Source organism: Novosphingobium beihaiense (genome assembly GCF_022832375.1).
GTDB classification, from domain to species: domain Bacteria; phylum Pseudomonadota; class Alphaproteobacteria; order Sphingomonadales; family Sphingomonadaceae; genus Novosphingobium; species Novosphingobium beihaiensis.
In genome coordinates, this window is the sequence record NZ_JALHLG010000020.1 from 15,260 (window position 1) to 28,699 (window position 13,440).

The 13,440-nt window shown below is 65.4% G+C and carries 13 protein-coding genes, 1 tRNA gene and 1 pseudogene; 10 read left to right on the top strand and 5 right to left on the bottom strand.

The window, feature by feature from the left end; all coding sequences use genetic code 11:
- Position 1: 1 nt before the first annotated feature.
- From MTR66_RS13580 to MTR66_RS13590, 3 genes are all read left to right on the top strand, one after another.
- Entirely contained in the window at positions 2-814 is an 813-nt protein-coding gene (locus tag MTR66_RS13580; protein WP_243921938.1) for a class I mannose-6-phosphate isomerase, read from the top strand.
- A gap of 16 nt (positions 815-830) precedes the next feature.
- Positions 831-1,271 (top strand): DUF2721 domain-containing protein, encoded by a 441-nt coding sequence (locus MTR66_RS13585; RefSeq protein WP_243921940.1) that lies wholly within the window; start codon positions 831-833, stop codon positions 1,269-1,271.
- A gap of 95 nt (positions 1,272-1,366) precedes the next feature.
- Entirely contained in the window at positions 1,367-2,641 is a 1,275-nt protein-coding gene (locus MTR66_RS13590) for an MFS transporter (protein ID WP_243921942.1), read from the top strand.
- A gap of 68 nt (positions 2,642-2,709) precedes the next feature.
- On the opposite strand, the gene MTR66_RS13595 is transcribed toward MTR66_RS13590, so the two are convergent.
- Entirely contained in the window at positions 2,710-4,470 is a 1,761-nt protein-coding gene (locus tag MTR66_RS13595; RefSeq protein WP_243922056.1) for a fatty acyl-AMP ligase, read from the bottom strand.
- 149 nt (positions 4,471-4,619) lie between these two features.
- Here MTR66_RS13595 and MTR66_RS13600 point away from each other — a divergent pair, with 149 nt between their 5' ends.
- A complete protein-coding gene (locus MTR66_RS13600) occupies positions 4,620-5,165 on the top strand; it encodes a regulatory protein RecX (RefSeq protein ID WP_243921944.1) in 546 nt (181 codons plus the stop codon).
- Complete coding sequence (locus MTR66_RS13605; RefSeq protein WP_243921946.1) at positions 5,166-5,696, top strand: DUF192 domain-containing protein; 531 nt, start codon at positions 5,166-5,168, stop codon at positions 5,694-5,696.
- Here the strand turns inward: MTR66_RS13605 and MTR66_RS13610 are convergent.
- Positions 5,666-6,427: a YkgJ family cysteine cluster protein gene (locus MTR66_RS13610; RefSeq protein WP_243921948.1), complete on the bottom strand. Its 762-nt coding sequence runs from the start codon at positions 6,425-6,427 to the stop codon at positions 5,666-5,668. The two genes, MTR66_RS13605 and MTR66_RS13610, sit on opposite strands and share 31 nt — an antisense overlap.
- A 72-nt stretch (positions 6,428-6,499) precedes the next feature.
- Positions 6,500-6,952 carry an Lrp/AsnC family transcriptional regulator gene (locus MTR66_RS13615; protein ID WP_243921950.1) on the bottom strand — a complete coding sequence of 151 codons (453 nt, stop codon included), beginning with the start codon at positions 6,950-6,952 and terminating at the stop codon, positions 6,500-6,502.
- A 200-nt stretch (positions 6,953-7,152) separates the two neighbouring features.
- Here MTR66_RS13615 and MTR66_RS13620 point away from each other — a divergent pair, with 200 nt between their 5' ends.
- Positions 7,153-8,265, top strand: a complete 1,113-nt coding sequence (locus MTR66_RS13620; protein ID WP_243921952.1) for a PLP-dependent cysteine synthase family protein — start codon at positions 7,153-7,155, stop codon at positions 8,263-8,265.
- Positions 8,266-8,275: 10 nt separating this feature from the next.
- Here the strand turns inward: MTR66_RS13620 and MTR66_RS13625 are convergent, their stop codons facing one another.
- Positions 8,276-9,751: an MFS transporter gene (locus MTR66_RS13625; RefSeq protein ID WP_243921954.1), complete on the bottom strand. Its 1,476-nt coding sequence runs from the start codon at positions 9,749-9,751 to the stop codon at positions 8,276-8,278.
- 99 nt (positions 9,752-9,850) lie between these two features.
- On the opposite strand from MTR66_RS13625, the gene MTR66_RS13630 reads away from it, so the two are divergent.
- Positions 9,851-10,252 (top strand): NADH:ubiquinone oxidoreductase subunit NDUFA12, encoded by a 402-nt coding sequence (locus MTR66_RS13630; protein ID WP_243921957.1) that lies wholly within the window; start codon positions 9,851-9,853, stop codon positions 10,250-10,252.
- Positions 10,253-10,500: 248 nt separating this feature from the next.
- Positions 10,501-10,683: pseudogene (locus MTR66_RS13635) on the top strand (DUF2155 domain-containing protein); the annotation flags it as partial.
- A gap of 35 nt (positions 10,684-10,718) precedes the next feature.
- Here the strand turns inward: MTR66_RS13635 and aat are convergent.
- A complete protein-coding gene (gene aat, locus MTR66_RS13640; RefSeq protein ID WP_243921959.1) occupies positions 10,719-11,507 on the bottom strand; it encodes a leucyl/phenylalanyl-tRNA--protein transferase in 789 nt (262 codons plus the stop codon).
- 94 nt (positions 11,508-11,601) lie between these two features.
- Here aat and MTR66_RS13645 point away from each other — a divergent pair.
- Together MTR66_RS13645 and MTR66_RS13650 are read left to right on the top strand one after the other, a co-directional pair.
- Positions 11,602-11,677, top strand: a tRNA-Trp gene (locus MTR66_RS13645).
- Between the two features lie 216 nt (positions 11,678-11,893).
- Positions 11,894-13,414, top strand: a complete 1,521-nt coding sequence (locus MTR66_RS13650) for a hypothetical protein (protein ID WP_243921961.1) — start codon at positions 11,894-11,896, stop codon at positions 13,412-13,414.
- Positions 13,415-13,440: the final 26 nt, after the last annotated feature.

A 13,440-nucleotide genomic window follows, 5' to 3' on the forward strand; every position in this document is an offset into this window, starting at 1 on the left:
AATGGCCGCATTACCCATCCGCCAGGTGGAAAAGCCGTGGGGCAAGGACACGCTCCCGCCGCCCTTCACCGCGCCTGCCGGGCAGCGCATCGGTGAGATCTGGTTTGAACCGCCGGCGCAACTGCCCGATCTTCTGGTGAAATACATCTTCACCAGCGAGAAGCTGTCGGTGCAGGTCCACCCTTCCGATGCGCAGACTCTGGCCGCAGGGATCGGGCGTCAGGGCAAGGAGGAATGCTGGCTGATCGTCGCGGCAGAGCCCGGCGCGACGCTGGGCATTGGCTTTGACCGGGAAATCGGTGAAGAGGCGATGCGCGCCGCCGCGCTCGATGGCTCTATCGAAGGGCTGATGACCTGGCATGCAGTGAAGCCGGGGGACTTCTTCTATATCCCTGCCAACACCGTGCATGCCATCGGTGCCGGGGTGAGCCTGATCGAGGTCCAGCAGAACTCCGACATTACCTATCGCTTGTTCGACTATGGCCGCCCGCGAGAGCTGCATCTGGAAGAAGGCATGGCCGTCGCGAAGGGCGAGCCTTACGACCTGGCCGCATGGTACAAGGCCGTACCGCAGCGCGGCACGCAAGTGCTGGTCGATGGCCCGCTGTTCTTGCTCGATCAGATAGAAGGCACGCTTCCCGCTGCTACGGCCGCGCGTTACCCCGGCGCCTTGCTGGTGATTCCGCGCGAGGGCGAGGTGCTGGTGGGCGGAGAGGCGGTTGCACCGGGCGGTTGCGCGCTGGCCGCCAGCCTTGACGATGTGACCTTCTCCGAAAGCGGTGTGTGCCTGCTCGCCAGGGCCTGCACGGCCTGATAAGGATCGGGGCGTCATGATCGCCCAGACCATCCAGCTCGCGCTTGCCCCGGTGTTCATGCTGGTGGCGATCGGCAACATTCTCAACCTGCTGACGAGCCGCCTGAGCCGCGTAGTCGATCGCGCGCGGGTGCTGCAAGACCGGTATGCGGCAACGCAGGGGGACGAGCATGACATGGTCGTCCTGGAGATCCGCACCGTCGATGACCGCATAAGACTGATCGGCCTGGCCATGCGCCTGCTGGTGCTCAGCGGCCTGTTCATCGGCACCACCGTGTTCCTGTTGTTTCTTGAGGAACTGGTCGGGACCGAGATCCGGCTGGTGGCCGCGGGAACCTTCATTGCCGCGCTGACCCTGCTGATGGTGGGGCTGGTCCTGTTTCTGCGCGAGACGCAGGTGGCGGCGGCATCCTTGCGCATTCCGCGCGACTATCTGGAACTGCACCGCAAGATCTGATCCTTCCTGCCATCGCCCGGGCGGCGCTGGCAGCGGGCCGATTGCCAATTTGTAAGGCTCTTCTAGGCTGCGGCCGAGAGGGAGGGCTTGCCCGCATGGAATACAGCGCGCGCACGCAGGCGCAGGAATGGTCGTCGGGCTGGTCGCTGGTTCTGGCCTCGGCGATCGGGTTTTCCTTTTTCTCGGTCCTGCTCTCGGCCATCGGCCTGTTCATGGAGCCGCTCCACCGTGAATTCGGCTGGGACAAGTCGGTGCTTTCGGCCGGGCCTGCGATCGCGACCGGGGTGACGGCGCTGCTCTCTCCCTTTTACGGGGCGATGATCGACCGGTTCGGTTCGCGCCGCTTGGCGCTTCCCGGCATTGTCATCACCATAGCGGGCACGGCCATGTTCGCGTTGGCGGATGGCAGCCGCACGCAGTGGCTGATGATGTGGGCGCTTTTCGGACTCCTCCTCACCTCGATCAAATCCACCATCTGGACCACGGCGGTCGCCGGAGTGTTCGAGAAGGGGCGGGGGCTTGCGCTCGGGATCGTGGTGGCGGGCACAGCGATCGCGCAGACGGTGGTGCCGCCGCTGGGCAACTGGCTGATCGCCACGACCGGCTGGCGCGGGGCGTTCTTCTGGCTCGGTGCGGGCTGGGGCGGGCTGACCCTGCTGCTGTGCTGGCTGTTCCTCTATGACGCGCATGACCGCTATGCGCGCGCAGCCGCCCGGCAAGGAGAGGCCGCCAGAGCGCGCGGCAGCGTATCCCTGCCCGGCCTCACCAAGGCGCAGGCCTGGCGCAGCCCGGCGCTGTGGATGGTGGGGGCGTCCACTTTCATCGTCATGCTGCTGACGATTGGCCTGGGCATTCATCTGTTTCCCATTCTCACCGAAAGCGGAGTTCCGCGCGAAACGGCGGCCTGGATGATGTCGCTGGGCGGCATTGCAGGCGTTATCGGCAAGCTCACAACCGGCGCCCTGCTGGACCGCTTTCGCCCCAACTGGATCGGCGGCCTCACCATGGGCGTGACGGCGGTGACGTTCTTCATGCTGGACCGTTTCATCGGTTCGACGGCGGCAGTGATTATCGCCGTGGTCATCAATGGCTATGCGGCGGGCACGAAGATGCAGATCTGCGCCTTCCTGACGGTCGGCTATGCAGGCATGCGCAACTTCGGTTCGATTTATGGCCTGATGTCGGCCCTTGTCGCGCTGGGATCGGGGCTTGGCCCGTTCCTGGCCGGGCGCATCTATGACACTATGGGCGATTATGGCCCGTTCCTGTGGTTCGGTGTGATCGGCTGCACGGCAGGCGGGCTGCTTCTGATTCTGCTGCCGCCTTATCCCCGGTGGCAACCCGCGGATGACGCTGCGCCTGTCTCTTGAAGGGAACAAAGAAACGGGCCGGAAAGCCTGCGCTTTCCAGCCCGCCTTTCGTCACCTCGTAAAGCCGCTCAGGCGGCGAGCTTGAAGGGTTCGATCTCGCCCGAGAGGTAGAGCTTCTTGGCCTTGGCGCGGCTCAGTTTGCCCGAGCTGGTGCGCGGCAGGCTCTTGGGCGGCACCAGTTCGACCACGCAGTGCATGCCGGTGATCGCGCGGACCTTGTCGCGGATCTGTTCGTGCAGTTCGATGCGCTTGGCCGGGTCGGAAACGCGGCAGTGGACCAGCACCGCGGGGGCTTCCTCGCCGTTTTCCATCTCCACCGAGAACGCGGCGATGTCGCCGTGGTTGAAGCCGGGAAGCTGTTCCACGGCCCACTCGATGTCCTGCGGCCAATGGTTCTTGCCGTTGATTATGATCATGTCCTTGGCGCGGCCGACAATGAACAGGTAGCCATCGGCCATGTAGCCCATGTCTCCGGTGTCCAGCCAGCCGTCGATCAGGCATTCCGCGGTCGCTTCGGGATCGCGGAAATAGGAGTGCATCACGCTGGTGCCGCGGCACCAGACCTTGCCGATGTGGTGATCGGTGAGCGGCTTGCCGTTTTCGCCCAGGATCGCGACTTCCATGTCTTTCACCGGCTTGCCGCAATTGACGATGGCGCGGTAGCGGGCCGGGCGCGAGAGATCGCGGGGGCTGCCGGACAGGCGTTCCTCCTCGACTAGCTCGACGCGGATGCCTTCGCCCGGGGGCATGATGGTCACGGCCAGCGTCGCTTCGGCGAGGCCGTAGCTGGGCAGGAACGCGCTGGCCTTGAAGCCGGCATCGGCAAAGGCATTGACGAAGCTCTGCATTACGTCGGGCCGGATCATGTCGGCGCCGTTGCCCGCCAGCCGCCAGCGCGACAGGTCGAACCGCTCGGACACCGCGGTCTGCGTGGAAATGCGGCGGGCGCAGATGTCATAGCCGAACGTAGGCGAATAGGAGATCGAGTTGCCCTCGTTCCGCGTGATCATGTCCAGCCATGCCAGCGGGCGGCGGGCAAAATCCTCGGTCTTGAGGTAGTCGCCCGAAACCTGGTTGGCGATCAGTGAGAGGAAGCAGCCGACCAGCCCCATGTCGTGATACCAGGGCAGCCAGGAAATGCAGCGGTCCTGCGCTTCCAGCTCCATACCGTGGCTGTGGGCCGAAAGATTGGCCAGAAGCTGACGGTGGGTGACGGCCACACCGTGCGGGAAGCGGGTCGAGCCGCTGGAATACTGCAGATAGCAGATATCGTCCGGGCTGAGCTGCGGCAGATCGCAGGGCGCGGTATCCCTGGCCGCGAAATCGGCCCAGGTGGCATGGCTGCAGCCCTGCCGCGCGGCAGCCGAAGCGGTCATTTCGGCGATTTCGTCCGGGCCGATCAGCAGCGCTGGGTCCGAGCTGGAAAGCTGGACGGAAAGCTGCTCGATATAGTTGTCCTTGCCGCCAAAGCTGGTCGGCAGCGGCAGCGGCACCGGCCAGGCACCGGCATAGACAGTGCCGCAGAACAGGGCGGCGAAGTCCGGCCCGGTTTCGGCGATCAGGGCGATGCGGTCCCCCGGCTTCACGCCGCGCGCGACGAGCGCATAGGCCACGGCCAGCGCATCCTCGCGCAACTCGCGAAAGGGGTAGACGCGCGCCAGCCTGCCGCGCGGATCGTGAAAATTGAACCCGCGAAGGCCGGTCGCCGCGTAATCCAGCGCCTCGCCAAATGTTTCGAAATCGGCGAAACGGCGGGGCAAAGCGTCGTCGTTTGGCGTCGGTGCCAGTGCCTGTTCCGAGTTCGTCACTATGCTGACGGTTTCGGCCATTTTCATTAACCCGTTGTTGTTATACCATTATTCCTGCGGAAACCGGGGCTTTCTGGCCGGTGTTTGCTTAACCGGAGATAACTCGCTGGCTCCGCATGATCCCACGCGCACTCCCCATTCTGAGCGGAGTGTGGCACGAATAGGGCAACATGCCGGTCCAGCGTCGTAATCCACAGCCCCTGAATGCCCAGCGCCTGGAGGAATTGGCGCTGGCCTATGTCGCGCGTTTCGCCACGACGCAAGCCAAGCTGCAGGGTTATCTCCAGCGCAAGCTTCGCGAGCGGGGCTGGGACGGGGAAGAGCCGCCGCCGGTCGAGGCGCTGGTCAGCCGCTATGCCGATCTGGGCTATGTCGACGATGCGGCATGGGCGCGAATGAAGGCAGGCAGTCTGTTGCGGCGCGGCTATGGCGCGCGGCGCGTGGGCGAGGCTTTGGGGCAGGCCGGGATCGAGGAAGACCTGCGTGCGGAAAACCGTCCGGGCGAGGGCGGGCAGCGGCGTGCGGCACTGGTTCTGGCACGGCGGCGGCGTTTCGGCCCTTTCGGGATCGAGGCACCGGACCGGGCCAGAAAGGAAAAGCAGATCGCGGCGATGCTGCGGGCGGGGCATTCGCTCGACATCGCGCGCCGGATCGTCGATGCCAGCGATCCCGATGAGGTCCAGGCATGGGCCGAATCGGCATGGGGAGACGATTGAGTGCGCCTGAACGCTGCCATGGCCGCCTTGCTGGCGGTTTCCGCTTGCTTGTCCGCCTGTTCGCAAGGCGTGCCGGATACCGCGCCCAGCGCCGTTGCCTCGGCGCCTGCAGTGCATCCGGTTTCGGGTCTGCCGGTGGTTCCGCTGACGGTCACGTCAGGCGGCAAGGTTCACAGGTTTCGGGTGGAAGTGGCCAGCAGTGCGGAAGAACAGGCGAAAGGGCTGATGTTCCGGACCGAGATGGGCGCGGACGAAGGCATGATCTTTCCCGAAGAGCATCCCCGCCGCGCCGCGTTCTGGATGCGCAACACCGTGATCCCGCTGGACATCATCTATATTGGTACCGATCACCGCATTCTCAACATCGCCGCCAATGCCGTGCCTTACGACGAAACGCCGCTGCCTTCTGCGGGGCTGGCCAGCGCTGTGCTGGAACTCAATGGAGGCCGGGCGGCGGAATTGGGGATCAATCCCGGCGATACGGTGAACTGGCAGGCGGTTCAGGGCTCGTCCGGGAAGGAGCCGAGATAGCCGGGGCCCTGCCGGATCAGGGCGGCATCGCATCCCGCATCGGTAAGCATGGTCAGCGTCGGGCGGCGGTTGGTGACGAGGGTCCATGGCCGCGCTTCGGCCGGTTCTTCGCCTCCATCGCGCGCGCCGCGCAGCGTTTCGGACAGCACGAGCGGCTCTGGCATGTGAACGGCCAGCCCCTCGTTCGCGAAAGCCGCCGAGGACAGGCCCAGCGCTTCGCAAGCCTTGGCGAGGACGGGCACGCCGGCGAGGACGGCTTGCCGGTGGTCCGCAACGATGCGGGCGGCTTCGGGATCGGCGATGGCGCCATCGCGTTCCAGTACGGGAAGTTCGCTTGCCCAGGCTTCCGGCGGGCAGAGCCGGTTTTCCGGGCTCATCGCGGTGAAGGGGCGGCTTTCCAGCGGATAGATCCGGCAGATGCGCGGCCGCCCGGCATAGTTGCCGCAGCGCATGTCCGGCAGCAGGTGCGGGCAGGGGCCGTTGTGATAGGCCACGAGGGTAACGGCAATGCGAAACGGCACCGAACCGCTGATCGCCGGGAACGAGCGGTCGCGCTGGTGGAGCGCCTGCGGATCGGCGGGATCGGGTTCGCTCACCCAGGGCAGCGCCTCGGCCAGCAGCTGCACGGTGTGCCCGCGCCCGGCCCAGACGATCGCTTCGTCCACGCTGAGCGTCAGGCGCAGGTTATGGCAGCACTTGCCGCATTGCGTGCAATCGAAGTGGACGGTCATGGCTTCCCCCGGACAATTGATGCCTCGTGAAGCCGCCCTAGGCGGGCAGTCCGGCCGCGGCAAGCCGCGCTGTTAACGCAAGGGCACGGCAAGCGCGTCCTTGATGACTTCCATCGATATGTGCGCCGAGACGTCCTGTATCGCCAGCCGGGCTATCAGCGCCTTGTAGACCGTGTCGTAATTGGCGATGTCCCGCACGGCGAGCTTCAGGATATAGTCCGCCTGCCCGGTAAGCCGGTGGCATTCGAGCACTTCGGGCGTATCGGCGAGCACGGTGCGGAACCGCTCCAGCCAGTCGGCGCTGTGCTGCGCGCGCACGATAACGAAGACCGTCAGCCCCAGCCCCAGCTTCTCCCGGTCGAGCACCGCGACCGTGCGGCGGATGTAGCCCAGCCGTTTCAGCTCCGCGATGCGCCGCGAACAGGCCGAGGCCGAGAGGCTGACGGCTTCGGCAATACGGTAGACCGGCATTTCGGCATCGCGTTGCAGCAGATCGAGAATGGCAAGGTCGCGGCGGTCGAGCATGGGACAAATTCCTGAGGCGCTGTGCGTTGGTTTGATCCAGTGCACACGTTTCATGCGTATATAGCGTGTATTTTCGATTTTTCATGCACGAAGGGGCTGGGGAGTGCCGAACATTGCACCCCGCATGCTCCCCGGCACGCCTATCATGCCGCCGCTTCCCATCCTTCAGAGAGACGGCCGTGCACAACGCGTTCAATTCCATGCCTTCGATTTCGACACTCCAGACGGCCAGTGCTGCGGCGGGCGATGCGGCCCGGTCATCGCGTGACTGGCTGGTCTGGGCGGTGGGCGTGCTCTCGGCGGAACAGTCGCGCTCGGCCGATACGCATCTGATTCCGGTGCCGCTGGCGAATGCGCCGGGGATCGCGCTCTATCTCAAGGACGAATCGAGCCATCCTACCGGCAGTCTCAAGCACCGGCTGGCGCGTTCGATGTTTCTCTACGCGTTGTGCAACGGCTGGATCGGCCCGGAAACCACAGTGATCGAGGCATCGTCCGGCTCGACGGCGGTGTCAGAGGCCTATTTCGCCCGCCTGCTGGGGCTGCGCTATATCGCGGTGGTACCGGCCGCGACCGCGTGCGAAAAGATCGCGCTGATTGAGGAACAGGGCGGGCAGTGCCACAAAGTGGAAGATCCGCGCACGATCTATGCCGCGGCGGAGCGGCTCGCAGCGCAATGCGGCGGGCACTATCTCGACCAGTTCACCTATGCCGAGCGCGCCACCGACTGGCGCGGCACCAACAGCATTGCGATGTCCATCTTCCAGCAGATGCAGGGCGAGGAGCATCCGGTGCCGCGCTGGATCGTATGCGGCGCGGGCACGGGCGGCACGTCCGCGACGATCGGGCGCTATCTGCGCTATGCCCGCCACAAGACCGGGCTGTGCGTGGCCGATCCGGCGGGATCGGTGTTCCACCGCCATTTTGAGGACCGCGCTGTGCAGGCGGTGGACGGGTTCGTCTCGCTGGTCGAAGGGATCGGCCGGCCGCGCGTGGAGCCCTCGTTCCTGCCCGGCGTGGTGGACCGGATGATCGCGGTTCCCGATGCTTCCAGCTTCCGGGCCGCGCGCCATCTCAGCCGCTATCTGGGCCGGAGCTGCGGCCCGTCCACCGGCACCAACCTGCATGCCTGCCTGGATCTGATCGAAGAAATGGCGGCAGCGGGAGAGAAGGGCTCGATCGTCACGCTGCTGTGCGATTGCGGCGACCGCTACCGTTCCACCTGTTACAACGAGGCCTGGCTGGAAGAGAAAGGCATGGCTGCCGAACCATGCGATCCGCGCCTTGGCCGTTATCTGCCGCTGGCGGGCTGAGGAGGAGACCTCAGTCCTCGTGCCACGATAGTGGGCGGGCGACGTGTTCCAGCGGCTTGCGTTCGTTGCTGAGGCCGAATGCCCAGGCGGCGGCCGCTGCGGCGAGCATCAGCCCGGCGGCGAAGAGGTAGCCGATCAGCACTTGCCCGCGCGATCCGCTTTCGATCAGCAGGCTGAACGCCCAGGGCGCCAGGACACCGCCGATCCCGGTGCCCATGGCATAGAACAGGGCAATGGCGAGCGCGCGGATTTCCAGCGGGAAGCTTTCCGCCACTGTCAGGTACGCGGATGAGGCAGCGGCGGAAGCGAAGAAGAAGGTGACGCTCCAGCACAATGTCTGCGTGGTGGCATCGAGCAGGCCCGCGTGAAAGAGCAGCCCCGTCACGGCCAGCAGCACTCCGGATATGCCATAGGTGAACGCGATCATCTGCCGCCGCCCGATCGTGTCGAACAGGCGGCCCAGCAGCAGCGGTCCCAGCACGTTGCCTGCAGCGAAAGGCAGGACGTACCAGCCCACGTCCTTCGAAGGCACGCCGTAGAAATCGCTGAGCATCAGCGCGTAAGTGAAGAAGATCGCGTTGTAGAGGAACGCCTGCGAAGCCATCAGCAGCAGGCCCAGTGCCGTGCGGTCCGGATATGTGCGCAGCAGCGTCGAGAATACTTCGCCCAACGGTGTCGAACGCCGGGCCTTCAGGCGCACCGTCTGTTCCACGGGGGCAAGCGTGTGGCCGGAGGCGGCGATCCGGCGTTCGACGGTTTCGACGATGGCCTCTGCCGCGTCCGCATGGCCGTGCGTGATCAGCCAGCGGGGGCTTTCGGGCAGATGCCGGCGCAGGAAGATGATCGCAAGGCCGGTCAGCGCACCGAACAGGAAGGCGAAGCGCCAGCCCAGGTCCACGTCCAGCACCGCCGGATCGAGCACGATCACGGCCAGGCTGCCCGCCACGGCCGCGCCGATCCAGTAGCTGCCGTTGATGACGAGATCGGTCCAGCCGCGGTGGCGGGCAGGGATCAGTTCCTGAATGGCCGAATTGATCGCGCTGTATTCGCCGCCGATCCCCGCCCCCGTCAGGAAACGCATCAGCGCAAAGCCCGGCAGGTCCCACGTCAGGGCGGTGCCCGCCGTGGCGGTGAGGTAGAGCAGCAGCGTGATCGTGAACAGCCGCTTGCGCCCCATCCGGTCGGTCAGCCAGCCGAAGAACAGCGCGCCGGTCACGGCCCCGGCCAGATAGGCGCTGTTGGCAAGCCCCACTTCGGCGGCAGTGAATCGCAGCACCGGGCTTTCGCGCAGGGCCGGGGCGACCGAACCGGCCAGCGTCACTTCCAGGCCATCGAGAATCCAGGTGATTCCCAGCGCCACGACGACCAGCCAGTGAAAGCGCGCCCAGGGCAGGCGGTCGAGGCGGGCCGGAACGCTGGTCTCGACGACGAGGGCTGCGGCGGCGGGCGATTCGGCAACCGGGGCGGAAGGCGGCTGGGGCTTCATCGTCCGCCAGTCTACCGGCCGGGCGGCGGGGGATCAAATCGGCCCCAAGTCTCTCAACACGCTTGCCTTGATGGGGGGAGAAGGGCTAACGCGCCGCTCATGGGAATCCTCGGCAAGATCTTCACCTGGTGGGACGGCGCCACCATTGGCACCTCGCTCTTCAGCGCCCGCAATGGCGAGCACGTCGGCACCGACGCGCAGGGCAACAAGTACTACCGCTCGAACAAGGTGAAAACGCCAGAAGGCTACGACAAGCGCTGGGTGATCTACGCCGGTGCCAACGATGCCAGCAACGTGCCTGCCGAATGGCATGGCTGGCTGCATCACTCCTATGACGATGTGCCGGAAAGCCACCTGGCGCCGCCGCGGATCTGGGAAGCCGATTACACGCCCAATGCCACCGGCACCGTGCAGGCCTACCGCCCGCAGGGCGCGCTGGAGCGTGGCGGCCGCCGTGCTGCCGCCACGGGCGACTACGAAGCCTGGTCGCCGGAAGGCTGAGGACTGGCCCAGTGAAACGGGCCGCTGTCTGCCTGCCGCTTTTTGCCTCGCTGTCGCTGCTTGCGGCCTGCGGAGGGGGTGAACCCAAACCCGAAGATCAGGAAACCGCCATTCCCGATGCCATCGCGGGGATGCAGGCCGGGCCTGCGCAGGCCGAAAAGGGCCGGCACCTCGGTACGCCGAACAAGGACCGCGTGGTCACGCTGGGCGTGCTCAACAAGCGTAACAACCTGACGCAGGATCTGGTGATGAAGCCGGGCGAATCGAAGCGTCTGGGCAATCTCGTGGTCAAGGTCGCGACGTGTGAGAAGACGCTGCCGTGGGAGCATCCCGCCGAAGAGGGCGCTTTCGTGCAGGTCTTCGTGGAAGAGCGCGCGACGGCCCAGGACAAACTGGCCTGGCACAAGGTGTTTTCGGGCTGGCTGTTCAAGAATTCGCCGGGCCTCAATGTCGTCGAGCATCCGGTCTACGACGTCTGGGTCAAATCCTGCGCGATGAGTTTTCCGGGCGAGGATGCCAGTCCCGCGGCCTCCACATCCTCCAGAAGAGCGGCGAACGCATCGGGCAGCGCCAGAACCTCCCCCGCGCCGGGGAGCGGCGCGGACTGAGCCGCCTTGAGCAGCTCTACATAGTGCTGCTGGGAGATTTCCTGCGCCCCCATAGAGGCCAGGTGCGGTGTCATGAACTGGCAGTCGAGCAGAACCGCTCCACCCCGGCGCAATGCCGCGACCAGCCACGCCAGCGCCGCTTTCGATGAGTCGGGCACGCGGCTGAACATGCTCTCGCCGCAGAACACCCGGTCGAAGCCGACGCCGTAGAGGCCGCCCACAAGCTGCCTGCCGCTGCCGTCCGGCGCGTCCTGCCAGCACTCGATGGAATGCGCGTTGCCCAGCCTGTGCAGGTTTTCGTAGCTCGCCTGAATGCGCAGGCTGATCCAGCTGCGGCTGCCGTCATCATCCTCATCACCGGCGCCGTCCTCTTCTTCTCCCGCTTGCGGGTCGCGCGGCGCTGCGCAGGCTTCCATCACCGCGCTGAAGGCGGTGTTGCAGGTGATGGTGAAGCGGCCGCGCCGCAGGGTGCGGGCCAGCGAGCGTGACAGATGAAACCCGTCCAGCGGCAGAATCGCGCGCAGGCGCGGCTCCACCCAGAAGATGTCCGGGTCGTCGCGGCTGTCCGCCATCGGGAAGATTCCGCTGCGATAGGCGAGCATAAGCAGATCGGGATCGATCATGTCCGGGCGGCTAGGAGCGTGCATGGTCTCATCGATAGCAAAAGCAGGGCTCTGCGAATATCTTGTTGACGCGCACTTGTAATCCTCCGCGTCTGCCTCTAGAGGCACCGGCGCCCACAGGAGTGTAGCTCAGTTGGTAGAGCATCGGTCTCCAAAACCGAGGGCCGCGGGTTCGAATCCTGCCACTCCTGCCAGTCTCTCCCGAAATTCACGCCGCCCAGGCATGTCCGGCGGGCGAATCGCGGTCCGGGAAGGACCGGATTTGCGGCTGTCCGGCAACCCTTGTAGCCTGCGCATCGCTTGCCAGACGCTCGCAGGGCGGCCAAGGCAGCGGTGTTCCGGCGATTCGCGCAAGAACGGCGCGATGGTCCGGTCCGGCTGCGGCGTAACGAGGAAAGACTAGGTCGTACATGCACGGAACGGCGCAGCCCGAGGCAAGTGGAACCGGCGAAACCGGCGAAGCCTACCGCAAGAAACGGGACGGGGCCTTCTGGCTGGGCCTGTTCCTATCGATTCTCGCGTCCCTGCCCGTGATCGTGGCCTGGGCGCCGCAGATGACGGACTATCCCTCGCACCTTGCCGGGTTCAAGGTCCTGCTCGATCACGGCAGCGATCCTTGGCTTACCTATTACTTCCTGTTCAAATGGGAATGGACCGGCAACCTCGGCGCGGAGCTGCTGATGGTGCCGCTGGCGCCTATTTTCGGGCTGGAGCAGGCCGGACGGCTGATTGTTGCGGCTATCCCGTTCCTCACCGGGCTGTCGATCATGGCGGTGGCCTGGAGCTTGCGCAAGCGCATCGGCGTCGGCGCGATCCTCGCCTTCGCGATGATCTGGTCGCCATCGTTCCTGATGGGCTTTCTCAACTATTCGCTGTCGCTGGCGATGGCGCTGTTTGCTTTCGCGCTGTGGGTGCGGATGGAGCGGTCTGCCTGGCGCCACGTCGTCTTCGTGCCGATGGCCTTCGTGGTGTGGCTCTGCCACGTCTCGGGCTGGGGCATCATGGGCGTGCTGGTGTTCGGCTATGAATGGACCAAGCGCCGCAGCTGGCTGGACTGGATTCCCTTCACCAAGCCCTGGCCGCTGATCTTCCCGCTGGTGCCGATGCTGGCGGGGATGGGGGCCAATTCCAAGGTGTCCTACGGGCGCTGGGGGGTGCTCGAATACAAGTGGGCGATCCTCTACAAGGCGATGCGCAGTTACGATCAGGTGTTCGACATCGCCAGCCTGTGCGTGGTGCTGGCGGTGATTGCCTTTGCGCTGTTTTCGAAACGTTTCGACATGCGGGTGGGGTGGGCGGCGCTGCTGCTGCTGATCCTGACGCTGATCGTGCCGCGCCAGATTTTCGGCGGAGACTATGCCGATTACCGCCTCAGCACTGCGGCGCTGCTGGTGGCCTGCCTCGCTATCGACTGGCCGGTGCCGCGCTGGGGCATGGCGCTGGCGGGGCTGCTGTTCACCTCGCGAATCGCCGTGACCACGGTGGTCTGGTATCAGGACGCGCAGACCGCGAGCCAGATGATCAAGGCCATGGACTATGTGCCCGAAGGGGCACGGGTCGCCACGGCTGTGGCCATTCCGCGCCGCCAGTGGAAGTTCGGGCCGTTCGAACACTTCGGCAGCTACGCCGTGGTCCGGCGCAGTGCGATGGAGAATTCGAACTTCGCGCTGCCCGATGTGCACATGCTGGCGATGCGAGAGACACGCTACCGTTTCAACGATCCGACCCAGCGCATCCTGTTCTCCAGCAATCAGCGCATCGACCTCCGGAAATTCAAGCCCGCGCGCCACGCGGATTACCTGTGGTTCATCGGCGACGTGCATCCCGTTGCGGTGCCGGACGGGGCGCGAATCGTGTTCAGCACGCCCAACTCGTTCCTTGCGCGCCTGCCCGATGCGGTGGACCTTGCAAATCCTGCAGACGGACGCTAAATCCCCGTTCTCTTCCGACATGAGGA

What these genes read in the sequence shown, in the direction of transcription:
- MTR66_RS13595 (WP_243922056.1), bottom strand. Translation starts at nt 4,470, where the DNA reads ATGGCCGAAACCGTCAGCATAGTGACGAACTCGGAACAGGCACTGGCA.
- MTR66_RS13620 (WP_243921952.1), top strand. Translation starts at nt 7,153, where the DNA reads ATGCCTTCGATTTCGACACTCCAGACGGCCAGTGCTGCGGCGGGCGAT.
- MTR66_RS13650 (WP_243921961.1), top strand. Translation starts at nt 11,894, where the DNA reads ATGCACGGAACGGCGCAGCCCGAGGCAAGTGGAACCGGCGAAACCGGC.
- MTR66_RS13610 (WP_243921948.1), bottom strand. Translation starts at nt 6,427, where the DNA reads ATGACCGTCCACTTCGATTGCACGCAATGCGGCAAGTGCTGCCATAAC.
- MTR66_RS13625 (WP_243921954.1), bottom strand. Translation starts at nt 9,751, where the DNA reads ATGAAGCCCCAGCCGCCTTCCGCCCCGGTTGCCGAATCGCCCGCCGCC.
- MTR66_RS13580 (WP_243921938.1), top strand. Translation starts at nt 2, where the DNA reads ATGGCCGCATTACCCATCCGCCAGGTGGAAAAGCCGTGGGGCAAGGAC.
- MTR66_RS13615 (WP_243921950.1), bottom strand. Translation starts at nt 6,952, where the DNA reads ATGCTCGACCGCCGCGACCTTGCCATTCTCGATCTGCTGCAACGCGAT.
- aat (WP_243921959.1), bottom strand. Translation starts at nt 11,507, where the DNA reads ATGCACGCTCCTAGCCGCCCGGACATGATCGATCCCGATCTGCTTATG.
- MTR66_RS13585 (WP_243921940.1), top strand. Translation starts at nt 831, where the DNA reads ATGATCGCCCAGACCATCCAGCTCGCGCTTGCCCCGGTGTTCATGCTG.
- MTR66_RS13590 (WP_243921942.1), top strand. Translation starts at nt 1,367, where the DNA reads ATGGAATACAGCGCGCGCACGCAGGCGCAGGAATGGTCGTCGGGCTGG.
- MTR66_RS13600 (WP_243921944.1), top strand. Translation starts at nt 4,620, where the DNA reads ATGCCGGTCCAGCGTCGTAATCCACAGCCCCTGAATGCCCAGCGCCTG.
- MTR66_RS13630 (WP_243921957.1), top strand. Translation starts at nt 9,851, where the DNA reads ATGGGAATCCTCGGCAAGATCTTCACCTGGTGGGACGGCGCCACCATT.